Origin of the sequence: Streptomyces sp. NBC_01314, from assembly GCF_041435215.1 — a bacterium.
Taxonomy (GTDB): domain Bacteria; phylum Actinomycetota; class Actinomycetes; order Streptomycetales; family Streptomycetaceae; genus Streptomyces.
This window is the reverse complement of sequence record NZ_CP108394.1, coordinates 457751-477943: the sequence shown is the minus strand read 5'-3', so window position 1 is coordinate 477943 and position 20193 is coordinate 457751. Positions and strand designations below refer to the sequence as shown.

General features: G+C 68.3%; 29 protein-coding genes and 3 pseudogenes. 16 read left to right on the top strand and 16 right to left on the bottom strand.

The window, feature by feature from the left end; translation table 11 throughout:
• Window positions 1-7: 7 nt before the first annotated feature.
• Window positions 8-157, bottom strand: a pseudogene (locus tag OG622_RS02160) (AAA family ATPase); the annotation flags it as partial.
• 135 nt (window positions 158-292) lie between these two features.
• Between OG622_RS02160 and OG622_RS02155 the strand changes: the two are divergent.
• From OG622_RS02155 to OG622_RS02130, 6 genes are all read left to right on the top strand, one after another.
• The gene (locus OG622_RS02155) at window positions 293-646 is read left to right on the top strand and encodes a hypothetical protein (protein WP_371572741.1); all 354 of its coding nucleotides are present in this window, start codon (window positions 293-295) and stop codon (window positions 644-646) included.
• Window positions 603-1412, top strand: a complete 810-nt coding sequence (locus OG622_RS02150) for a tyrosine-type recombinase/integrase (RefSeq protein ID WP_371572739.1) — start codon at window positions 603-605, stop codon at window positions 1410-1412. Before OG622_RS02155 ends, OG622_RS02150 begins: the two co-directional genes overlap by 44 nt.
• Entirely contained in the window at window positions 1409-1747 is a 339-nt protein-coding gene (locus OG622_RS02145) for a helix-turn-helix domain-containing protein (protein WP_371572737.1), read from the top strand. Before OG622_RS02150 ends, OG622_RS02145 begins: the two co-directional genes overlap by 4 nt.
• Before the next feature lie 5 nt (window positions 1748-1752).
• Window positions 1753-2109 (top strand): hypothetical protein, encoded by a 357-nt coding sequence (locus OG622_RS02140; RefSeq protein ID WP_371572734.1) that lies wholly within the window; start codon window positions 1753-1755, stop codon window positions 2107-2109.
• A gap of 139 nt (window positions 2110-2248) precedes the next feature.
• Window positions 2249-2752 carry a hypothetical protein gene (locus OG622_RS02135; RefSeq protein ID WP_371572733.1) on the top strand — a complete coding sequence of 168 codons (504 nt, stop codon included), beginning with the start codon at window positions 2249-2251 and terminating at the stop codon, window positions 2750-2752.
• A gap of 39 nt (window positions 2753-2791) precedes the next feature.
• A complete protein-coding gene (locus OG622_RS02130; RefSeq protein WP_371572538.1) occupies window positions 2792-4201 on the top strand; it encodes an IS701 family transposase in 1410 nt (469 codons plus the stop codon).
• A 29-nt stretch (window positions 4202-4230) separates the two neighbouring features.
• Here OG622_RS02130 and OG622_RS02125 read toward each other — a convergent pair whose 3' ends face one another.
• Together OG622_RS02125 and OG622_RS02120 are read right to left on the bottom strand one after the other, a co-directional pair.
• Window positions 4231-4791: a transposase gene (locus OG622_RS02125; protein ID WP_371572731.1), complete on the bottom strand. Its 561-nt coding sequence runs from the start codon at window positions 4789-4791 to the stop codon at window positions 4231-4233.
• Window positions 4788-5327: a winged helix-turn-helix domain-containing protein gene (locus tag OG622_RS02120; protein WP_371572729.1), complete on the bottom strand. Its 540-nt coding sequence runs from the start codon at window positions 5325-5327 to the stop codon at window positions 4788-4790. The genes OG622_RS02125 and OG622_RS02120 overlap by 4 nt, the downstream gene beginning before the upstream one ends.
• A gap of 554 nt (window positions 5328-5881) precedes the next feature.
• Here OG622_RS02120 and OG622_RS02115 point away from each other — a divergent pair.
• The 4 genes from OG622_RS02115 to OG622_RS02100 all read left to right on the top strand — a co-directional run bounded on the left by OG622_RS02115 (window position 5882) and on the right by OG622_RS02100 (window position 8320).
• Window positions 5882-6523, top strand: a complete 642-nt coding sequence (locus OG622_RS02115) for a hypothetical protein (protein WP_371572727.1) — start codon at window positions 5882-5884, stop codon at window positions 6521-6523.
• Window positions 6523-6828 (top strand): transposase, encoded by a 306-nt coding sequence (locus tag OG622_RS02110; protein WP_371572347.1) that lies wholly within the window; start codon window positions 6523-6525, stop codon window positions 6826-6828. Before OG622_RS02115 ends, OG622_RS02110 begins: the two co-directional genes overlap by 1 nt.
• Window positions 6829-6914: 86 nt before the next feature.
• Window positions 6915-7742 (top strand): IS3 family transposase, encoded by an 828-nt coding sequence (locus OG622_RS02105; protein ID WP_371572725.1) that lies wholly within the window; start codon window positions 6915-6917, stop codon window positions 7740-7742.
• 209 nt (window positions 7743-7951) lie between these two features.
• Entirely contained in the window at window positions 7952-8320 is a 369-nt protein-coding gene (locus OG622_RS02100; RefSeq protein WP_371572724.1) for a hypothetical protein, read from the top strand.
• On the opposite strand, the gene OG622_RS02095 is transcribed toward OG622_RS02100, so the two are convergent.
• Window positions 8278-8487: an ATP-binding protein gene (locus tag OG622_RS02095; RefSeq protein ID WP_371572723.1), complete on the bottom strand. Its 210-nt coding sequence runs from the start codon at window positions 8485-8487 to the stop codon at window positions 8278-8280. The two genes, OG622_RS02100 and OG622_RS02095, sit on opposite strands and share 43 nt — an antisense overlap.
• Before the next feature lie 251 nt (window positions 8488-8738).
• On the opposite strand from OG622_RS02095, the gene OG622_RS02090 reads away from it, so the two are divergent.
• The 3 genes and pseudogenes from OG622_RS02090 to OG622_RS02080 all read left to right on the top strand — a co-directional run.
• A complete protein-coding gene (locus OG622_RS02090) occupies window positions 8739-9344 on the top strand; it encodes a YiiX/YebB-like N1pC/P60 family cysteine hydrolase (RefSeq protein WP_371572721.1) in 606 nt (201 codons plus the stop codon).
• A 71-nt stretch (window positions 9345-9415) separates the two neighbouring features.
• Window positions 9416-10645 carry a hypothetical protein gene (locus OG622_RS02085; protein ID WP_371572719.1) on the top strand — a complete coding sequence of 410 codons (1230 nt, stop codon included), beginning with the start codon at window positions 9416-9418 and terminating at the stop codon, window positions 10643-10645.
• A gap of 5 nt (window positions 10646-10650) precedes the next feature.
• Window positions 10651-10772: pseudogene (locus OG622_RS02080) on the top strand (IS3 family transposase); the annotation flags it as partial.
• A gap of 261 nt (window positions 10773-11033) precedes the next feature.
• Here OG622_RS02080 and OG622_RS02075 read toward each other — a convergent pair.
• The 4 genes from OG622_RS02075 to OG622_RS02060 all read right to left on the bottom strand — a co-directional run bounded on the left by OG622_RS02075 (window position 11034) and on the right by OG622_RS02060 (window position 14390).
• Window positions 11034-11702 carry a response regulator gene (locus tag OG622_RS02075; protein WP_371572717.1) on the bottom strand — a complete coding sequence of 223 codons (669 nt, stop codon included), beginning with the start codon at window positions 11700-11702 and terminating at the stop codon, window positions 11034-11036.
• A complete protein-coding gene (locus tag OG622_RS02070) occupies window positions 11687-12784 on the bottom strand; it encodes a hypothetical protein (protein WP_371572715.1) in 1098 nt (365 codons plus the stop codon). The genes OG622_RS02075 and OG622_RS02070 overlap by 16 nt, the downstream gene beginning before the upstream one ends.
• Window positions 12777-13886, bottom strand: a complete 1110-nt coding sequence (locus OG622_RS02065) for a sensor histidine kinase (RefSeq protein ID WP_371572714.1) — start codon at window positions 13884-13886, stop codon at window positions 12777-12779. Before OG622_RS02065 ends, OG622_RS02070 begins: the two co-directional genes overlap by 8 nt.
• 294 nt (window positions 13887-14180) lie before the next feature.
• Entirely contained in the window at window positions 14181-14390 is a 210-nt protein-coding gene (locus OG622_RS02060; protein ID WP_371572712.1) for a hypothetical protein, read from the bottom strand.
• A 3-nt stretch (window positions 14391-14393) separates the two neighbouring features.
• Here OG622_RS02060 and OG622_RS02055 point away from each other — a divergent pair, with 3 nt between their 5' ends.
• The gene (locus OG622_RS02055; protein WP_371572710.1) at window positions 14394-15083 is read left to right on the top strand and encodes a hypothetical protein; all 690 of its coding nucleotides are present in this window, start codon (window positions 14394-14396) and stop codon (window positions 15081-15083) included.
• 144 nt (window positions 15084-15227) lie between these two features.
• On the opposite strand, the gene OG622_RS02050 is transcribed toward OG622_RS02055, so the two are convergent.
• From OG622_RS02050 to OG622_RS02025, 6 genes and pseudogenes are all read right to left on the bottom strand, one after another.
• Window positions 15228-15395: a pRL2-8 gene (locus OG622_RS02050; RefSeq protein WP_371572709.1), complete on the bottom strand. Its 168-nt coding sequence runs from the start codon at window positions 15393-15395 to the stop codon at window positions 15228-15230.
• A gap of 1 nt (window position 15396) precedes the next feature.
• Entirely contained in the window at window positions 15397-15669 is a 273-nt protein-coding gene (locus OG622_RS02045; protein WP_371572707.1) for a hypothetical protein, read from the bottom strand.
• A gap of 97 nt (window positions 15670-15766) precedes the next feature.
• Window positions 15767-16129 (bottom strand): annotated as a pseudogene (locus OG622_RS02040) (Pycsar system effector family protein); the annotation flags it as partial.
• Window positions 16130-16211: 82 nt separating this feature from the next.
• Window positions 16212-16496, bottom strand: a complete 285-nt coding sequence (locus OG622_RS02035; protein WP_371572705.1) for a hypothetical protein — start codon at window positions 16494-16496, stop codon at window positions 16212-16214.
• Between the two features lie 170 nt (window positions 16497-16666).
• Window positions 16667-17029, bottom strand: a complete 363-nt coding sequence (locus OG622_RS02030) for a hypothetical protein (RefSeq protein ID WP_371572703.1) — start codon at window positions 17027-17029, stop codon at window positions 16667-16669.
• A gap of 29 nt (window positions 17030-17058) precedes the next feature.
• Window positions 17059-17310: an RRQRL motif-containing zinc-binding protein gene (locus OG622_RS02025; RefSeq protein ID WP_371572701.1), complete on the bottom strand. Its 252-nt coding sequence runs from the start codon at window positions 17308-17310 to the stop codon at window positions 17059-17061.
• 280 nt (window positions 17311-17590) lie between these two features.
• Between OG622_RS02025 and OG622_RS02020 the strand changes: the two genes are divergently transcribed.
• Window positions 17591-18061 carry a hypothetical protein gene (locus tag OG622_RS02020; RefSeq protein ID WP_371572699.1) on the top strand — a complete coding sequence of 157 codons (471 nt, stop codon included), beginning with the start codon at window positions 17591-17593 and terminating at the stop codon, window positions 18059-18061.
• A 502-nt stretch (window positions 18062-18563) separates the two neighbouring features.
• Here the strand turns inward: OG622_RS02020 and OG622_RS02015 are convergent.
• A complete protein-coding gene (locus OG622_RS02015; protein ID WP_371572697.1) occupies window positions 18564-18716 on the bottom strand; it encodes a hypothetical protein in 153 nt (50 codons plus the stop codon).
• 360 nt (window positions 18717-19076) lie between these two features.
• Window positions 19077-19562 (bottom strand): ester cyclase, encoded by a 486-nt coding sequence (locus tag OG622_RS02010; RefSeq protein WP_371572695.1) that lies wholly within the window; start codon window positions 19560-19562, stop codon window positions 19077-19079.
• Window positions 19563-19595: 33 nt separating this feature from the next.
• Here OG622_RS02010 and OG622_RS02005 point away from each other — a divergent pair, with 33 nt between their 5' ends.
• Window positions 19596-20174, top strand: coding sequence for a PadR family transcriptional regulator (locus OG622_RS02005; RefSeq protein WP_371572693.1), 579 nt, complete (start codon window positions 19596-19598; stop codon window positions 20172-20174).
• The last annotated feature ends 19 nt before the right edge of the window (window positions 20175-20193 follow it).

Here is a 20193-nt window from a genome sequence, read left to right as displayed (position 1 = left end):
CAGAGAAATCGTCGCTGGTGACCTCGCGTAGCGCGTCCAGGGACAGGACCTGCGAGGCGGGCCAGGTGCGCGCGATCGTGGACTTCCCGGCGCCGGAGGGGCCGATGAGGACCACCAGGCTGTGCAACCCCGGGGAATTGCGTTGGATGCATCCCATGTTGGGCGATTCGCCCCTGATCTGCGGGTCACAGTAGCAGCCCTCCGTGACGCCCGGGATGGGCCCTGACCTGCCAAGATGACAAGCGTCATTCATCTGCTGCATGATTCAGCCTCCTGATGCAAGGGGGTTGGTGTGGTTCGGCGCGACCAGGAATCACCTGGATCGGCTCGACTGGAGTTGGTCGACGGGGTGTTCTTGCTGCACCCGGAAGACGCCGTGCTGGACGGGATGCTCGACGGGTGGGAGAAACAGCAGCGCGGACGCCGTCTGGACCCCGAGACGATCGACGACCGTCGTCGACTCATACGGCGATTCGTCGATTTCAGCGGCGAGTATCCGTGGAACTGGACTACCGCCCACATGGATGAGTGGTCGTTCTCGCTGAATCGCGGAACAAGGGCGGGCGAGGTCAACGATCCGCTCCTACCAGGGGGCGATCCGCTTGTTCTGCGACTTCATCACCTCGCCCCACTACCGGTGGGCTGAGGAGTGCATCAAGCGGTTCGGGACGCATCCCATCCAGATCTGCCATGAGTGGAACACCGCGGCTTACCTGGAGGATTACGAAGGCGATGTCGAACGCCGACCGCTGACGAGGGAGGAGTGCCAGGCCCTCTTCGACTACGCCGATGACCAGGTCGAGAAGGCCGTCCGCCTCGGACGCAAGGGTGCCCTGACCTCCTACCGGGACGCCACCGTCTTCAAGACGATCTATGGCTGGGGCCTGCGGGCCCGCGAGGTGTCCCGCCTGGACCTCACCGACTTCTACCGCAACCCGAAGGCGCCCGAGCTGGGCAAGTTCGGGATGATGAACGTCCGTTGGGGCAAAGCGACGAAGGGCTCGGGTCCTCGCCGCCGGATGGTGGCCAGCGTCATGCCCTGGGCGGTGGAGTCCCTGGAGGACTACTTCGTCAACATCCGTCCTCGATTTCGGCATCACGCCGACCGCAAAGCCGTGTGGTTGACCGAGCGAGGCGGCCGCCTGCAACCAAGGGAGATCGAGACGCGGTTCGCCGCCTACCGTGATGCCCTCGGCTTCGACAAAGAGCTTGTCCCTCACTGCCTGCGGCACAGCCACGTCACGCACCAGATCGAGGACGGCGTCGACCCGAAGTTCGTACAGGAACAGGTCGGCCATCGCTTCGCGTCGACCACCGCCATCTACACCGGGGTCAGCACGGACTTCATGAACACGATGATGCGCAACGCACTCGACCGGGCCTTCACCGCCGAAGAACTGGAGACGGTATGACCGCCAAGTTGAACTACCAGTGGCACCTGCGGGAGCTCATGGCCGCCCGCGGCATGTTCTCCACCACCGACCTCCGACCGCTGCTGGCCGAGCGGGGGATCAACCTCTCGGCCAGCCAGGTCTTCCGGCTGGTCACCGAGAGGCCCGAGCGGCTGAGCATGAAGACGCTGATGGCTCTCCTGGACATCCTGGGCTGCCGGATGGAAGAACTCATCGAGCCCGTCCGTGCCACCGGACAGCAGCGCAAGACCGCCTCCGGTGAAACGGCCGCGACCGCCGACACCTCCGAGCCCGGGGTCGGTTCGTTCCGGCCCAAGCCCGCCCGCATCCTCTGACCGACGTGATATCCAGCGCCACCAGCGATGCCGCGCGGTTCCTGACGGAGCCGCGGGCCGTGATCCTCGAAGTGCTCGTCGCCACCGAGCCCGACCTTCCGCTCGATCTGCTCGAACACAACGTCGACCAGATAGCCGACACCCGTGCCAAGCTCCGCCGCCTGGCCCAGGCGCTGGCGACCTCGCCCGACCTGCTGACTACCGGGAGGCCCGAAGGGCCTCGCCTCATCGAGCTGCTGGTACGCGCTCTGCAGCCGCACGGCGCCTCCCGCCTCGTCATGCCACGATGCGCCGGCTGCGGGAAGAACAACCCACTGCGCCGGGTCGACGGGAACAAACGGCTCTGTGCCCCACTGCGGTGACCCCCAGCGGGCACGGAACCGCCGTCCCTGCGCCGTCTGTGGAAAGACGCTGCAGGTCGTCGCCTGGGACCGAGAGGGCCGTCCCCGCTGCCAACAGCACCGGCCTGACGAGGACGGTGGCGCCGAGGCGATCATCGACATGCTGCAGAAGTTCGACACCGGACTGGATGATCAAGCGCTGGCCCGGGTGGTCGAGCTGTCGGTGCCGCAGCCCTTCCAGTGCCGTAAGGTCGCGGACGAACTCTCCCGCCACCCTGAATTGCTGTCAGGGCAAGGAGCCTATGGATCGACGCGGGTGATCGCGCTCATCGAGGCCCTGGTCGAGTACGGAGCCCGCAACATCGCCCTGCCGGCCTGCCCCTTCTGCCGTCGCCCGGTCGCGTTGAGATTCCGGCGCGACGACGCGCGGTGCTGCCGCCGCTGCTACGACCAGACACGGCTACAGTCCTGCTCGCGCTGTCACCAGCCATCCAGCATTGCCACCCGTACTCCCCAGGGGAAGCCGCTCTGCTCACGCTGCATGCGCCGTGACCCGGTGAATCACGAGACCTGCACCGGCTGCGGACGCCTTGCCCTACTCACTACCGGTAGTTCGTTAAATCCGGCGGTGGCGTGGGTTGACGACGGGTCGAGTTGGTCGTAGGCCGGTCATAGGAGCCAACTGCCTTGCCGGAGGCTAAAGATGACTGCCCGCCGTCCGTGTCCGCCTGCGCCGGGGCCGCTGGAGGACTACGCGGCCCAGTTCGACGACCTCTTCTTCAGCCTGGCCCAGCGGCGAGGATTTCGCGAGTATCTGACCGGGCTGCTGGCGCCGCGAGAGCGGAACAAGACGATCACCTGCCTGGCCGGGGCGGAGCCAGTGGCCGGTGCGGGGAAGCCAGGGGTACAGCGGCTGCAGTTCTTCCTGTCCGAGTCGCCCTGGGAGGCCGAACAGATCAACGACCGGAGGCTTGAACTGCTGCGCAAGGAACCGGCGACCGCTCCGCACGACGGCGGGATCATCGTGATCGACGACTCCGGGGACCGCAAGGCCGGCACCGCGACCGCGAATGTGGGCCGGCAGTGGCTGGGCCGGTACGGCAAGACCGACAACGGCATCGTCACGGTGACCACGGTATGGACCGACGGCCGCGTCTACTACCCGCTGCACACGCACCCCTACACCCCTGCCCACCACTTCCCCCGCGGCCGGTCCGACCCGGCCTTCCGCACGAAACCGCAGCTGGCCGCCGCCCTCGCGGCCCGCGGGAAGGAGGCGGGCTTTTCCTGCCGGGCGGTGGTCGCCGACTGCGCCTACTCCGTCAGCGACGACTGGTATCTCGCACTGCGCGAGGCCGGCCTGGCCTACGTGGTCGCGCTCAAGCCGCACCGCGGCACCTGGGCCCCGGCCGACCAGCCGCACACCCCCATCGAGGCCGCGCACGCCCTGACCTGGCGCGATGCCAGACATCCAGGCGACTGGACGCCCGTGGAGCGTCACTTCCGCGACGGGCACACCGAGACTTGGTGGGCCGCCGATGCCCGACTGGGCGGCTACGGTCCCGACTCGCCCTGCCGTCTGGTCGTGGCCACCACCGACCCGGCCGCCCTGCCGGAGAAGGCCACCTGGTATCTGGCCACCAACCTGCCCCACCCCGACGCACCCCACCACGCCGCCGGCCCGCACCCGCCCGCCGACCTCGCCGAGATCGTCCGACTCTACGGACTGCGGCCCTGGATCGAGCAGAGCTACAAGCAGATCAAGGACGAACTCGGCTGGGCCGACTTCCAAGTCCGCTCCGACCGCGCCATCCGCCGCCACCAGACCCTGGTCAACTGCGCCTTCTCCTTCTGCTGGGACCAGTGGTTCACCCCACCCGGACCCCTGGATGCCACCGCGCCGGACCCCTGCCCCGACGAGGGGCCAGAGAGGGGGACCAACCGAACCCCACCCACCCCAACTGCCCTGCTGGCCCAAGGCATTACGTTCGGTCCGCTCCTGGCTCACCCCCGCCATCACCCTCACCCGATGGTGGCAAGCATGGACGGACACGGACCCACCCCCCGACCTCCAGGCCCTAATCGACGCGGTCACCACCGGACACGGTATTGATCTCTATCTCCGGATTTAACGAACTACCGCTACTGACTTCGGCGTTTTAGGGTCAGTTCGGTCTGTCGAGAGCGAGGCCCGTCCCCGGCGAGGAACCCGCCGAGGATGCTGTGCCGGTACTGCAGTGCCTTGAGCCGTCTGCGGAGCAGGGTCTCCAGTTCGCTGAGGGTGCGGGCGGCCAGGTTGGCCAGGCTCCGCTTGATGTGCGCCCACAGGCCCTCGACCGGGTTGAGGTCGGGCGCATACCCGGGCAGCAGGACCACCGTCAGCCATTCCCGCTCGGCCACGAGTGCCTTCATCGTCTTGGAGGTGTGGGTGTTCAGCCGGTCCCACACCACGATCAGTGGGGCCTTGAGCAGGTGGTGGGCGCCGTCCAGGAGGTGGATGTAGTCGCTCTCGCCGAGCGAGCGGCGCTCGCCCTTGCGGCCGGTGTGCCGGCGCAGCCGGTAACACAGGCGGGCGGGCAGGCCGGGCCGGTAGCACAGCAGCCCGGCTACCGAGAGCCGTCCCCCGCTGCGACCGGGCACTTTGACCTTCGGGGTGATGCCGCGTCGGCCCCAGGTGCGGCCCTTGGGCGGCCGACCGGTCACGCCCGCTTCGTCCTCGAAGCAGAGATACGCGCCGGTCGCCGCCCGGAAGGTTTTACCTCCTGCCAGGTCGCCTCCCGCCATGCGGTGATCGCGTCCTCGTCGCGTTCGGCGGCGGGCCGGGCGGGCATCTGCACGCTGAAGCCCATCCGGTGCAGCAGCCGGGTCACCCCGGAGACGCTGTAGGAGAGGTGGAACTTCCGCCCGATCAGCGTGCGTACCCTTGCGGCGGTCCACACCTGGTCGTCCCTCCAGCCGTGCGCGGCCGGCCCTTCTTCCAGCCAGACGGCGAGCTTGGCCTGCAGGTCGGGGCCGAGTCGGCAGTCGTAGCCCGGGGGCCCTTGTGAACGCAGCGCTTCCCGCCCACCTGACGCCCACACGCGGCGCCACTGGTAGACCGACTTCTCGCTCACCCGTAACTCCCGGGCGATGCACGGGACTTTCACATCCTCCTCGAAGAGATCAGCGGCCCGCATGCGTACCTCTTCGCGCCGCGTGCGCTGCTCGGCGGTCAAACCGCCCCCGTCCGGATACCGCATACTTCCGGGCTACCAGCCAAGACGGGTCCTGTCACGAGGTCCGACAAAGACCCAGACGCTATAACGCCGAAGTCAGTAACCGCCAGGACGGTGCCGCCGTCTGCAAGCGATGCTGGCGGCCTCCTCTCGCGACGTGCTCCAGCTGCGGCGACTACAAGCCCTGCCACCACGCGGACAGCGACTCACCGCGCTGTCCGAACTGCACCGCCCGCCTCAATCAGGAACCCTGCATCCGCTGCGGCACGATCCGTCCCGTCTGGGTCCGCGCCGACGACGGGTCCGCTCTCTGCGAGCCTTGCGCCCGCCGCAAGGAACCGTGCCTGACCTGCTGCGAGGTCCGCCGTGTCCACGGCCGGACTCCCGACGGGCCGCTCTGCAAGAGCTGCTATGCCAACGATCCCGTCTCGTTCTCCGCCTGCGTCGACTGCGGCGTCGTCGAACGCCTCCATCACTACGGGCTCTGCGCTCAATGCGCCGCCACCCGCCAGCTTCGCGGTCTTCTCGCGGATCCCGCCAGCACCCTGCGGCTGCACCTGGAGCCCGTCGTCACCGTCTTGACCAGCAGCGAGCCCTCCTCCCTACTGCTCTGGCTGGGCCGGCCCGGACCTCGGCGTCTGCTGTCTGCCCTCGCCTCCGGCTCCGGCCCGGTCACGCACGACACGCTCGACGACGTGCCTCCCTCGAAGGCAGTGCGCTTCCTCCGCGCTGCCTTGGCCGCCAACGGCGTGCTTCCTGAGCGAGACGAGTTCCTCACCCGTTTCGAGCAATGGCTCGAGGAGACCCTTCAACAGGTCGAAGTCATCGAAGAGCGACGCGACTTGCGACACTTCTCGGTCTGGTTCCACATGCGCCGCCTGCGGCGGCGAGCCGCCCGGCGTCCGCTCAACCACAGCCAAATCGTCACCGTCCAGACCGACATCAAGGCTGCGATCCGGCTGCTCGGCTCGCTCCGCGAGCAGGGCACATGTCTGTCCGCCTGCACTCAGCAGGACATAGACGGATGGCTCGCCTCGAACGAGACCATCGCTTTCGGGGCCCGCAACTTCCTCGTCTGGAGCGTGGCCCGCGGACACGCACACGGCGTCGCCATACCCACTCGCCGCAGCACCCGCGGCCAGCAGGCACTGAGGTTCCCCCTGCCAGCCGGACAGCTTGATACTGGGACGGATGGTCCCGGAGGAAGCAGTCACAGGTAGTGAGCAGCAAGAGCAACATGAGTAAGCGGTACACGGCCGAGTTCAAGCGGGACGCGGTCGCCTTGGCGTTGTCCTCGGAGAAGACGGTCACCGAGGTCGCGAGGGATCTGGGCGTGAGTCCCGAAGGGCTGCGTGGGTGGGTGAAGCAGGCGAAGGTCGACCGCGGTGAGGGACCCGCCGGGGCTTTGACCACTGCGGAGCGTGAGGAGTTGGTCCGGCTGCGGCGGAAGGTTCGCGAGCAGGAGGCCACGATCGAGGTTCTGGGAAAAGCGACCGCCTTCTTCGCGCAGGACAAGATGAGGTAGACACCGTGGCACGGTGTCGTTTCATCGATGCGGAGAAGGCATCGGAGGGTAATCCTGCAGGTCACAGCGTTGCGTTTCTGTGACGTGTGCTGGGAGTGCCCCGTTCCACCTACTACGCGCACAGGGCGTCACGGCCGGCCCGGTCGGTGCGGGAGCGGGCCGAGGAGGTGCTGGTGGGCGAGATCCGGGTGCTTCACGCCGGATCTCGCGGCGCCTACGGGGCCCCGCGGATCCACGCCGCCCTGCGGCGGGCCGGGCGGGTGGTGAACTCCAAGAAGGTCGAGCGGCTGATGCGCAAGCACCGGATCGTCGGGATCACCCGCCGTCGGCGGCGGGGCCTGACCCGGCAGGCGAAGCGGGCGGTGTTCGCGCTCGACCTGATCGGCCGGGACTTCACCGCGCCCCGGCCCGGGATACGGCTCGTCGGCGACATGACTGAACTCAGCACGCTGGAAGGGAAGTTGTATCTGGCGACCTGTATCGATCTCGCGACGCGGGAGGTGGTCGGCTGGGCGATGGCCGACCACCACCGCGCCGAGCTGCCGGTCGCCGCCTTGCGGATGGCGGCCGGGCGTGGCGGCCTGGAGCAGGGTTGCGTCATGCATACGGATCGCGGCAGCGAGTACACGAGTGACGAATTCCGCAGCGAAATACGCAAGTTGCGCATGAGGCAGTCGATGGGGCGCGTCGGCTCTTGTTACGATAATGCCGCCGCGGAAAGCTGGTTCGCCATCCTGAAAGCGGAGATCGGGACGACCATGTGGGAGACCCGCAAGGCCGCCCGGGCCGACGTTTTCCGCTACATCGAGGTCGAGTACAACCGCAGCCGGCTCCGTCGACACCCCGACTACGGGTACGTCACCCCGCTCGAAACGAGATCCTTGCTCAGGCAGAACCTCGCCCCGGCAGCGTAAACACCCGCTGTCCAGTTCGCGGGGGGAACTTCACACTGCCGGAACCGGATCAACGATGGAGCCTGAGCCGGCGACTCCTGCACGACACGGAACTCTCCACCGTCGACCGCGTCGCCGGCTGCCTGGTCCTCCTTTGTGGCCAGCCCTGCACGCGCAACGCGCACCTCACCACGGCCAAGGTCACGGACACTGGCCAGACGCTGGACCTCATGCTGGGAACGCGCCCGGTTGAGATCCCCGAACCTCTGAGCACGCTGATCCGCGACCTCGTCCGTACTCGCAAGGGCTATGCAGTCGTCGGGCACACCGACGCCCACCCCTGGCTCTTCCCCGGCGGGCTGCCCGGACGCCCGATCAGCGCCGCCCAGCTGAAGCATCGCCTCAACCGACTCGGAATTCCGACCCGAGCCGGCCGAAACACCGCTCTCATGGAGCTTGCAGGGCAGCTTCCCGCAGTAGTCCTCAACCGACTCCTCGGCCTCCACATCAACACCGCCACCCTGTGGTCCCAGGACGCAGGGAACACCCGTCCCGGCTACGCGGCAGAGGTTGCCCGCAGGGCACTCCACAAGGACTGATAGCCGGGGTTACCAATATCGTCGAGAAAGCGCAGCGTCGCGAGGTCGCGGATGAGTTTCTCATCGACGCCGGGCTGGGCGGTGAAGTCGAAGTCGTTGAGCGTCCAGGGATCCGGGAGCGTGGCCCCAAGAGAGTGGGTGGGTCGACCGGGGTGGCGATGAGCCACAACGGTGAGCTCCTCGGCGCCGATGCCGAAGTCGGGTGTGCCGAGCTGGCTCGTGACGTTTCGTGTCAGGTGAACACCCGACAGACGAGGGTGACCGGGCGGTTTAATGTCATCTTCGTAAACGGACTGGAGGTTCCAGGACTAGAGGGGTCTGATCGTGACCATCCAATGTGGTCACATCGGAAGATTTGTGCGCGCTACGCGCCTTTTCGTTGGGGTCACTGTCCACCGGTTACGGAGTGGGGTTACACATGTCTAAAATCGGGCGAATTCTCGCCTCGTCCATGGCGGCCACCGTCGTGGCAGGAACGGCAATGGCCGGCCTGCTCGTCGCGCCCGCCCAAGCCGCGGAGACGGCCGCGCCGAGCCCGGTCGGCATCGCTTCCTCTGACGACGGCGCCTGCAAGACGAAGAAGACGGTCGGAAACGCGCGGAACAAGGGAGATGTCTTCCACTCCTACGCCAAGACCTCCGCGTTCAAGCACAACCACGTCGGCATCTACTACACGACGAAGACGATCGTGGAGGCGCCCGGCAAGGGCAGCAAAAGCAGGTCCGTCACGGCGTCCACGCTGAAAAAGTGTGGCCCCATCTACAAGATGTCCGTCAACGCAAAGCAGTCCAGCCGCGACAAGGCAGCCAACCATGCCTACAACAAGTTCCGCAACATGCCGTACGACACGGACTTCGCGAACAACAAGTACAACAACAACGGGAAGCTGAACTGCTCCGAGCTGGTGTGGAAGGCATACAAGGATTCCGTCAACATCGACTTGGACAAGAACGGCGGGCTGGGCGTCTACCCCGACAACATCAGGGATGACGGCAGCACCGTGGTTTACCAGACCATCAAGTAACGAAGTTCGATGCGCGGTGCGGCCTGCCGGGTGCAGGTCGCACCGCCCACCGTCTGAGAGGATTCGATCCGGTGCGGATTCCCCGACTCATCGCGCTTGCTGCCGGTGCGATTCTGGCCGTGACGGCCTGCACGTCGCCGGACGGCGGAGCAGCGGTGAACATCGCCGATCCCGATGTGGTGAAGCTCGGCGAAACCGTCGTCGCGTTCTACCTCAGCCCGGACACCTCCGTCGAGAAGAGCTCGAAGAAGGAGCAGCCGGCCTATCTGGTCCTGGTGCAGGCGGACGGCAGCAAACGGCTGATCGAGACCAACGGCATGACCGAGCCGCATATCGTGTGGTCGGAGACCGGGCTGTTCTTCAGCGACGACACACGCGACTACATCCTCGGCAAGGACGGTCTGGTCAGTTTCGAGAACAAGAAGGCAGGGCATCAGCAGTCGGCCTTCGCGCTGCCGGACAACAAGGGTTTCGTCTCAGTCTACAACGAAGGATTCTCCGAATCCGGCTACGCCAACCAGGTAGCCGTCACCACTTCGACCGGTTCCCAGCTCTACCAGGTCGAAGGAAACTACTTCATGAACGCGCTGTGCGGCGGTGTCCTCAATGGAATCGCCACCGACGGGGGAGCTCATTTCGCGGATTCGGCCAAGATTCCTGGCATGCGCTCGAAGGCCGATCCCAAAGCACAGCCGGAGCTGCTTTCCCGGCTGTATCCGGCAACCGAAGGACAGGAAAAGGCCCTCGCCTGGCGAGGAGCCTTCGACGCGGGAGACCACAACCGTCACGTGCCATGTCACGACGGTGTCATCACGTTCCTTTCCGACTACGCCGACGCCGACGGCAAGCCCCACATGACCATCGTTTCGTGGGACACCAGCAACGGTGAGTACACCGAACAGCCCCTCGTCGACGTCCAGGGACGCCCCATCGCCGAGGAACTGGTCGACCCCGAGACGTTCTCCCAGAAGTCCTACGACGCACGGGCGGTCCGCGGTGGTCACCTCGAATGGCTCGCCGCCGATGGCCGGATCATGAGTACCGGAATCGCCTCCGGGGTCACCGAGCCGCGGTTCGACACAAGGTTCACCTCGGGCAGCAATTCGTCCAGCCAGGCGATCTTCACGGACCGGTCGATACACCTGATCCAGGAGACGTTCGACGGCGAGACACCCATCAAGATCAAGCAGTTCGACCGAGCCACCGGAAACCTGGTCACCGAGATCGCCGTGCCTGGGCTAGCGGAACAGCTCGGCATCGAGTTCAACTTGCGGGGCACGGCCGTTCCGCCCACCGCCTGACCCGGCAGTACCGGGCGGTGCGCTACACCCAGCGCCTCGCCGAGGCCGACGCCTCAGTGGGTCCACAGGCGACAGCTACGACAACGCCATGGCGGACGCGCTCAACTCGTTGTACAAAGCCGAACTGACCGTTCTCGCCTGACTGAGCCTTTTCATCCTGGGCTGGATGCGTTGGCAGGCAATGCTTCTTGCCGACCACAGGTTGATGATCACCGGCATGGTATGGCTACGCCCATGCGCGGGACCCGGCGAACGCGCCAACGCCCAACTCAAGACCTGGCGCATCCTGCGCAAGCCCCGCTGCTGCGTGAGCTGCACCGCCGTGTTTTCGCCAGCGCCTTTCCCGAACAGGCACCGAGCGGTGTCCTCGGGCGTGCGGGGTAACGCCTCACGGCGCGGTCTCGTTCAGCTCGGCCAGCGTGATGATGCCGTCGTCGAGTGCTCGGGTGATGAGTTCGCTCTTGGTGCGCGCGGCCCGTCCGACGCTCGCGTACTTCACCCGGACCCTGGCGATGTAGGTGTCGACGGTCTTCGCGGTGATGTGGAGCTTCGTGGCGACGAGTTCCTTGGAGGAGGAGGCGAACCATGCCCGCAGCACCTCGGCCTCGCGCGGCGACAGGCGCGGCCGGTCGGGGGTGTCGTCCGCGGCGAGTGCGCCGGACAGCGACGGCGCGGTGTAGGCCCGGCCCTCGGCGGCGGCCCTGACGGCGGGGACGAGGTGCTCTGGGCCTTCGCGTTTGGTCAGATAAGCCAACGCGCCGAGGTCGATGCATTTGATCGCCGTGGCGTTGTCGGCGTGCTGTGAGTACACGACCACCCGCCGGCCGCTGTCGACGAGCCGGCGGAGCTCGCCGAAGTCTGGTTTGCCGGGCACCAGTTCCAGGTCGAAGATCACCACGTCGGCGTCGGCGCCCTCGCCGGTCCACACGCCGGCGAGGCGGTCGCCCGCGTCGAGCAGACCGATCGGCGGATCGGCCTGCTCGCACCAGTACCGCACGCCCGCCGCGATCGCCGCGTGGTCGTCCACGATCACGGCCGTGATCAACTCGGCTGCCACTGGGCCTCCATCCACATTGTTCCGCCGCTGCCGAAGATCTCAATCCGCACGTCCGGTGTGGCCGGCGACGGCACCGCGTGTTCGGCGCAGTCCGCGACTACGCTGACCGACACCGCATCAGCGCTGCCGACCACGGTGACCCGCGCCCAGGAGCCCGCCGTCGCGAGTGCGGTGAGCGCGGCGTCGGTCAGGTCCCGCCGGACGGCCACCGGTGGCGTCGGCCACTGGCCACGCGTGTCCAGCTCGACCTCGACCCCCTTGCGGTCCGCGATCTCCGCGCAGTGGCGCAGCTCGTGCAGCAGCGGGTTGTCGACCGTGTCCGTCTCGGCGAACAGCCGGCGCATCCGGGACGCCTCGATAGCGCAACTGCGTTGCACCGCCGGATCCGACGGCTCGAGCGACCCGTCGGCGAGGCCGGTCAGCAGCGGCACGGTCGTGCCGCTCAAATCGGCGAACCGCTGGGTGCGGCGTCGATGCGCGGCTGACGCGGCAGCATCTGCGGTCCGTGCCAGTTCGAGCTCGCGAGCGGACCTGGCGGCCTCGGTGGCGATCCCGCCCAGCACCGACGCCACCACGGCCATGAGCAGCGGCAACCCGAACACCGTCACCGAGCCCGTGGTGAACCGCACCAGCGCCGCCCGGTTCACCTCGTGGAACACCAGCAGGTTTGCCAGCGCGAGCAGTTCGTGCGTCACCAGGAACGCCAGGAAAATCCTGAAAGGACGATCGAGCAGGACCACGGCCCCAGCCCAGTTCGCCGCTCCGAACAACCAGTCCACAGTGGTCGACGTCATGCCGTCCGGCAAGGTCAGGTAAGACAATGCGGACGCGGCGAGTACGACGGCGATGGCGATCCGGCGCCCGGTGCGCCAAGACCGCCGCCGCACAACCAGGACAGCCTCGGTGGCCAGCACCGCGGTCAGCGCGGCGAGGGCAGCGAACTGTGCCGCCGGCAAGTCGTGGGACTCCAGGCCCTGCAACAGGTGGATCAGGCCGAGCACGTCCACCGTCAGCACGGCGAGGATCAGTGTGGCGATCCGCAGACCACGCTGCAGCTGCGCTCTCGTTTCGTCGTCACTCATCGGACCGCCACTCCAGCCGCACCATCGTGCCCGCCCCCTCGGCCGAGATGACCGTGGCCGTGCCCCCAACCCGTTCCATCCGTCCGTGCACAGACTCACGAAGCCCACGTCGGGCGGTCGAAGCACCCTCGGTGACAGCGAATCCCTTGCCCTCGTCGGAGATCTCGACCCGCAGTGCGCTCGGACCGCCGTGCAGCCGAACCAGCGCCCGGTCCGTCCCGGCGTGACGGCGCACGTTGTTGAGGGCCTCTCCGACCGCACCCTTGATCGCGTCGGCCACGTCGAACGGCAACGGCAACGCAGGCGGTGCGTCGAGCTCGACGGTCAGGTGGCCGGCGTCGAGACCGGCCCGCAGCAGGTCGACGAGATCGGCCTGTTCCGGTCTGCGCCCACCGGCAGAGGAACGCAACCGCGCCAGATCACGGCGGGCCTGTGGTGCCAGCCAACTCGCCCCCGCCGGCACCTGCCCGGTGCCGACCATCAGCAACGTGGTGGCCGCCGTGTCGTGCAGGGAGTTCGCGAGCTCACGCTCCTCGGCACGGACGGCCGCCACCACCGCGGCCTCGCGACGTGCCCGTTCGGCCTCGGTGGCCATGCGGTCGGCTCGTTCGGCCGCGCGAACGACGACTGTCCAGGCCGCCCTGGACATGCCGGCCATCACCAGCACCCACATCAGCGACGAGGTCGGGTTCTGCCCGGCCACGGCGAAGACGACGAGCATCGAGCCGCAGGTCACCAGTGCCGCGACGATGCCGGCCAGCGGCGTGGTGTACCACTGCCACGTCACGCACGCGAACGTGACCAGCAGCCGAAGCCACGCGGTGTTGCCGTCCTCCACCGCGTCGTTCCAGAAGGCGCTCAGGCACAAACCCAGCAACACAGCCACATCCAAGGCGACCGGCACGGTGGCCGTCCGCTGCAGCCATCCCTGCGCGCACGTCCAGGCCACGGCGACGGCAACCGTCAGCGCTGTGGCCGCGAACTCGCCGGCTGAGGCCTGCAGCAGGGCGACCGCCCCGATGGGCGGCAGGGTCGCGACGCGGACGGCGACGGCGTAACGGCGGCCGAACCTGTCCAGCAACCGCACAGCTTCGCCAGCCACCCGTCCCCCACCGATCTCAACCCGGTCACACGTCGCGTCGAAACGTTACCGGTCAAGATGCGGCTCGCGCTGGCCGTTGCGTTGCCGGGCCTGTGCGCGGTTGAGCGCATGACCTTCCCGCAGGACCGTGCTCACCACCGCGCGTTGGTAACCCGATCAGGATCGTGATGCAGCTACGAGCCCGCGGACCGCTCGGCGAGCGGTCCGCGGTCAGGGCTCACGTCCGAACTGCTGCCGAGTGAACGTGCAGGTGAGGCCGGCCGCTAACACGGTCCTGATCCGGTTCGTGCACCGTCAGGTCTTCGTGTACGCGGTCACCCGGCCTCCTTCGTTCTCGACCACCAGCCGTGCGGGTTCATACGTGACCTCAGCCGGGTGCACTCGGGCGAGCCGGGCCTGATGATCTCTCCCGGCGATCTCCGCGAGGTGCTCGCGGGCGGGCGATCCCGGCGGCAGTCCGTACACCGCGGCGACCGTTCCCGGCAGCCAGTCGCACTGGTCCACGTCGTGGGCGGTCAGCGTATAGACGGATGGCTCGCCTCGAACGAGACCATCGCTTTCGGGGCCCGCAACTTCCTCGTCTGGAGCGTGGCCCGCGGACACGCACACGGCGTCGCCATACCCACTCGCCGCAGCACCCGCGGCCAGCAGGCACTGCCGGAACCGGATCAACGATGGAGCCTGAGCCGGCGACTCCTGCACGACACGGAACTCTCCACCGTCGACCGCGTCGCCGGCTGCCTGGTCCTCCTTTGTGGCCAGCCCTGCACGCGCATCGCGCACCTCACCACGGCCAAGGTCACGGACACTGGCCAGACGCTGGACCTCATGCTGGGAACGCGCCCGGTTGAGATCCCCGAACCTCTGAGCACGCTGATCCGCGACCTCGTCCGCACTCGCAAGGGCTATGCAGTCGTCGGGCACACCGACGCCCACCCCTGGCTCTTCCCCGGCGGGCTGCCCGGACGCCCGATCAGCGCCGCCCAGCTGAAGCATCGCCTCAACCGACTCGGAATTCCGACCCGAGCCGGCCGAAACACCGCTCTCATGGAGCTTGCAGGGCAGCTTCCCGCAGTAGTCCTCAGCCGACTCCTCGGCCTCCACATCAACACCGCCACCCTGTGGTCCCAGGACGCAGGGAACACCCGTCCCGGCTACGCGGCAGAGGTTGCCCGCAGGGCACTCCGCAAGGACTGATAGCCGGGGTTACCAATATCGGGCATCTGCGGGTAGATCAGCTCAGTCATGCGATTCTCCTTGCGTGTGAAGGGCGCGGGCAGCCCAGATGAGGCGCTGCCCGGCGTAGTCGGTGATCAGGGCGGCGGCTTCGCGCAACGGGTGTTAGCGGACGATCATGTGGGCGGGGTGGCCGTTCTTCATGTGGTCCACGCAGTCCGGGCAGTCCTCACGCGGACCGAGCCCGGCGTGGGCCTCTCGGCTGGCGTACGCGTGGTACCAGCACTGCGTGCACTGCCCCCGGGGCGGATTCGTCGCCTTCTTGCTCGCCATCTCAGATGTCTCCCTGCGGGTGAAGGGCGCGGGCAGCCCAGATCAGGCGCAGGCCCGCGTTGTCGGTGATCAGGGCGGCGGCTTCGTACAGCGGGCACGAGACGTCGCCGTCGCGGTCGGGCTCGACCTGCTCGGCACGGCGCGCGGCGCCGGTGAGCAGCTGCGCGACGGCCGCCATGAACCCGCCGGGCGGGTCGGTGTCCTCGATCTGCTGGAGGGCCAGGGAGGCGATGCCGACCGCGGTGCGGACGCGTTCCAGGCGTGTGCGGGTCACCGCGGCCGCCGTCACAGCGCGAGGCCGGGGCGGCCAGGGCGGCGAGGTACAGGTCGACCGCGCGCCGCAGGTGGGTGAACTTCCGTACGGCGAGGGTGGACAGGACCCGGATGCGGGCGGCGCGGGTGTCGCCGTCCATGCAGGCGCGGATCTCGTCTTCGTCCAGGGGTGCCCAGTGCGGGAAGGACGCCCGGTCGTCGCCGCGCAGGCGGGGCCTGACCACCAGGAGCAGCAGCACGGCGGCCGCGCCCAGGGCGAGGACGGCGAGCGCACCGAAGAGTTTCGTCGCGGGCGGCAGGTCCTTGTCGGCGACGGACGCGAGGCCGGCGAGGACTGCGCCGTTGAAGGCGAGCAGTAAGGACGACTTGCCGTCCGTGCGTCCGATCTCGCTGGCGACGGAGGCGCAGGCGGTGTCCAGGTTCTTGTCGACGGTGGAGGCGGGGACCGTGGCGGTCGTCATGAGCGGGGTTCTCCTTGCGGAACGTGAAGGGGCGGCCCGCGTGGTGTGCGGGCCGCCCGGGACGGCTTCGGTGCGTCGGATGTCAGAACGGCGGTTCGTCCGGCCAGGGGTCATGGACGGGCAGGAGCCGGAGAGTCCGCACGGGGCGGTCCCAGCACCAGCACATCTCGTCGCCCGGGTAGAGGCCCTCGGACCACCAGCCGCCGGCGTCCTTGCAGTCGGGGCAGTTCGGGCGGGGCCGGGGGAGAGCCGATTCGCGTGCCGGGAGATGGTCAGCTCCCAGACGCCGGCCCGTGAGTACGGCGCTGGCCGCCGTGGCCGTGAGCGATATGGCGGCCACGAGCAGCAGCGCGGTTCGGGCGCGCACCTCGTTCAGGTCCGGGGCGGGTGCGGCAGGACCAGGAACTGGGTGCCCGTGCCGCTGTCGTTGGGCCGGGCGGCCAGGAAGTCGGGCTCCGCCTTGGCGAGCTGGAGCATCGTCTCCTTGATGAAATCGGCCCGGGCGCTGGAGGTCGACCCGGTCCGCGTGGAAGTCGCTCAGGCAGACGGGGTGGCGGCTGGTGGTGCCGTACAGGCGCAGACCCCACAACCGGGCGCGCACGCCGGGATGCCCCGGTCCAACACGCGGCAGCCGGCCGCGTGCGTGTTGGCGAGGTCGGCGGCCTCCTTCTCCTTCAGCCGACTGCTGTGGCTGCTGCTGGCTGCGCGGTAGGTGCAGCCGAGGCAGGCGGCGGCGAAGGACGACGTCCCTCGGTCGCCGTCGGCGGTGTAGACGAGGACGATCGCGCCCTCCCGTTCTCCGACGACGCCGCGGCATCGCTGGACGACGATCGTGCCGTCCGGCGTCCACGTCGCCGTCTCCTGCACCTCGGGACGGCGGGCGAACAGGGCGTTGAGCATGGGTGACTCTCCTTCGGGATGGTCGTTGGTCAGGCCGCGAGTCGGTGTGTGGCCGGGGAGGTCATGACGGTTTCGGGGCTGGGCTCGTAGCCCTTGTCGCAGGGGTCGCAGACACTCTGGGTGCGCAGCGGGAGGCAGAAGTAGTACCGGTGCTTACACCGAGGGCAGGTGCTCCTCGCGGCCATCGCCTGGTCCAGGGCCCGCTCCTGAGCGAGCGTCGGGATGCGCTTGGGCTTCGCCAGATCGACACGGAGCAGGAAGCCCCGGGTGGGGCGTTGCACGACAGATGCGGCCGGTAGGAGCACCACTTGCATCGCAGGATCGCGACCGGGCCGCCGTTGCCGCCGGGGCTGAGGCCCATGTCCCGCAGCTGACGCCGTGTGGTCAGACCTTCAGGTATCGCGCCGCGGTCGTGCTCGGAAACCAGTGGGTTCGAGGGATCTGGACGGTGCTCCGGCGAGAACCCGCTGGGGGTGTGGTGGTCCTGGGAGGGAGTACCGCGCGGGTTTGCCTTTGCCGTCTGGGACAAGATGGGGCCTCCGATCTGGAGGGGGCGTTGGGATGGGTTACGACCTGCAAGCAGTGATCGCTGAAGGGGAGGCGCTGCGGGGTGTGGCGCGGGACCTGCCTGCCGCTCGGCTGGCGTCGATCGGACAGGGCCTGTCGCTGATGCCGATGACGGACGCCCTGTTCGATTCCGTCGCAGACGGGAGCGGCGTAGGCGCGTTGGGGTTCTGGCGGCTGTCAGGAGGGTTCGAGAAGACCCTCGCCGCCTGGTCAGCCGGTGGGCCGGTGGCCTACATGGAAGCTGAGTACTTCGGCGGCGTGGGCGAGCAGCGGGCTGCCGTGTGGGATGGCGGCACCATCGTGCTGGGCCCGCTCCACGTGGAGGAGGGCCAGCCCTTCCCGGCAGCCGGCAGCCCGATCTCTCAAGCGCTGCGGCGGTTGGGCGTAGTGGCAAGCGCCGTCGAGGACGAGTTCTCAGCTGTGGGGTTGGACCGGCATCGACACGGCGAGGCGTGGATTGACTGACGCGCGACTTCCGGATTCCCGCACTCACGCGCAAGTTCCCGGCTCAGCTCGCGGAATCTGCCCGTGAGTGCGAGAACCTCGTGCGCTCGCTGATTCGCCCGGTGCAGGGCGCTCACCTGCGTACTTGCATGGATGCGGCCGCGGTACGTCTCGAGGAACCCGAGTGAACTCCAGTTGGCAGTAAGGCCTCACTGCGTGGCACTCGCTTCGTCTCGCGGCGGCGGCGCTGCTTGCGAGTGCGCGGCATCACTGCCTCCAGGCGCCGGGCAGCCGGTCGGGACGGCGCGGGTAGCGGGGGCCGGGGACGCTGCGGGCGAGGACGGCCGATCCGGCGGCGCGGGCGGGGGATGAGCACAAGCGGTTCGTCCAGATGTCGGTGGACAGCAAGCACCGCGCCCGCCGACGGTGTTCGTCGGCGGGCGCGGTGCGAGGCGGCCGGTCGGCCTGTCCGGTCCTCGCTCACCCGGGCGGGTGGGCGAGGACCAGGCGGAGCGACCGGAGGTCAGTCCCGGAAGGGGCAGCTGTTGTGCGGGGGCTGGTCGGCGGGCGCGGGCGCGGCCGGGGCGGGCACGTGGACGTGGATCTCGGGCCGGACGGCGACCTTCGCCGGGCGCGCCGGGCGGCCGACGGGGCGGCGCAGGGTCAGGCCGCGCATCGCGAACGCGGACAGGAACGTCCAGGCGAGGACGGCGAGTCCGGCGGCGACGGGGCAGCTGGCGTCCGGGGCGGCCCACTGGTGGACTGTCGGTATTCGAGGGTTGCAGTATTCGCCGTAGAGCGAGCAGTTCCGTACCCGGCTCGGTCACGTCAGCGGTGACAAGGTGTAAAGCTCTCGCCGTAAGGGCGCTGTCTGCGCGAAGACGCCGGGGCAAGAAGAAGACCGGCCTCTTGCGGTGAACCCGCGCCGGCCGCCCGCGCTCCGGTGCGGGCCTTCGCCCTCTGCCACCGCGCCGTACGGCCCCCTCCCGGCAGCGGCAATCCCGCGCGGCAGAAGGCCCACCCAGCGCTACGAGGTTCACGGCGCCGGTACGGCACCGATCTGCTGCATCACCCCGAGGAGATCGGGCTGGCCCCGTTCGCCGACGATCCGGCCGCCGGCCAGATAGTAGAAGTTCATGGCCTGCACCGAGATCTTGTTGCCGCTCGCCGGGATCCCGAAGAAATCACCGTCGTGGGTTCCCCGCATGGTGAACCGCGCGGCCACTGTCTCGCCTTCGGTGACCGTCTCCTCCAGCGTCCACTCCACATCCGAGAAGCCGCCGCGCATCATCCCGAGGACTTCCAAGTACCCATCGGGCCCCCGCAGCGGTTCCGGATGACTGGGCGCGTGGAACACCGCGTCCGGAGAAATGACCTCGCGGGCGAGATCCTCGTTGCCCGTGTTGATGAACTCGACGAAGCGGTTCATCACTGACTCGGTGGACTGCGATGGCATCTTGCTGTGCCTCTCCAGAGACGTTTGGGCGGGTACTTGCGAGCGTAACATCGATTCGATGTTCACATCGATTCGATGTCCGTGTGCGAAGATGGGCTCATGCTGGAACTCGCGATACTCGGCTTCCTGGCCGAGACCCCCCTGCCCGGACACGAACTGCGCCGCCGCCTCTCACAGCTGACCGGCTACACGCGGCCGGTCAGTGACGGCAGCCTGTATCCGGCAATCAACCGTCTGACCAAGGCGGGCTTGATCGAGCGGCGCGCCGACCCGGCCGCCGGGGCGGCCCGGTACGTGCTCAGCCTGACCGCGGCCGGACGGGCCGAAATGCTTCAGCGCCTGCGCAAGCCCGCCGACCACGAGATCACCGACTTCACCCGGTTCTACGTCGTCCTGGCCTTCCTCTCCCACCTGCCCGACGTGGCCGAACAGCACGCGGTGCTGCGCAGACGGCTGGAGTTCCTGGAAGAACCGGCGAGCTTCTTCTACGACAACGAGCGGCCCCTGCGTTCCGAGGAGATCGCCGACCCCTACCGGCGGGGCATGCTGCTCACCGCCCGCGCCACCAGCCGCGCCGAACGGACCTGGCTGCGCGAGACCCTCGGGGAGAAGCCGCCCGCATTCGACACCGCATGCACCGACAGCGATCCACATGCGCCCGCCGCTCCCGCGAGCTGACCGCCCACGGAGGTACCCC

Excerpts from the sequence above, each read along its gene's own strand:
- OG622_RS02070 (WP_371572715.1), bottom strand. The coding sequence starts at position 12,784 with ATGAGTGACGACGAAACGAGAGCGCAGCTGCAGCGTGGTCTGCGGATC.
- OG622_RS02005 (WP_371572693.1), top strand. The coding sequence starts at position 19,596 with ATGCTGGAACTCGCGATACTCGGCTTCCTGGCCGAGACCCCCCTGCCC.
- OG622_RS02015 (WP_371572697.1), bottom strand. The coding sequence starts at position 18,716 with ATGCGCGGCCTGACCCTGCGCCGCCCCGTCGGCCGCCCGGCGCGCCCG.
- OG622_RS02130 (WP_371572538.1), top strand. The coding sequence starts at position 2,792 with ATGACTGCCCGCCGTCCGTGTCCGCCTGCGCCGGGGCCGCTGGAGGAC.
- OG622_RS02145 (WP_371572737.1), top strand. The coding sequence starts at position 1,409 with ATGACCGCCAAGTTGAACTACCAGTGGCACCTGCGGGAGCTCATGGCC.
- OG622_RS02120 (WP_371572729.1), bottom strand. The coding sequence starts at position 5,327 with ATGCGGTATCCGGACGGGGGCGGTTTGACCGCCGAGCAGCGCACGCGG.
- OG622_RS02050 (WP_371572709.1), bottom strand. The coding sequence starts at position 15,395 with ATGGCGAGCAAGAAGGCGACGAATCCGCCCCGGGGGCAGTGCACGCAG.
- OG622_RS02030 (WP_371572703.1), bottom strand. The coding sequence starts at position 17,029 with ATGCTCAACGCCCTGTTCGCCCGCCGTCCCGAGGTGCAGGAGACGGCG.
- OG622_RS02100 (WP_371572724.1), top strand. The coding sequence starts at position 7,952 with ATGCTGGGAACGCGCCCGGTTGAGATCCCCGAACCTCTGAGCACGCTG.
- OG622_RS02020 (WP_371572699.1), top strand. The coding sequence starts at position 17,591 with ATGGGTTACGACCTGCAAGCAGTGATCGCTGAAGGGGAGGCGCTGCGG.
- OG622_RS02090 (WP_371572721.1), top strand. The coding sequence starts at position 8,739 with ATGTCTAAAATCGGGCGAATTCTCGCCTCGTCCATGGCGGCCACCGTC.
- OG622_RS02135 (WP_371572733.1), top strand. The coding sequence starts at position 2,249 with ATGCTGCAGAAGTTCGACACCGGACTGGATGATCAAGCGCTGGCCCGG.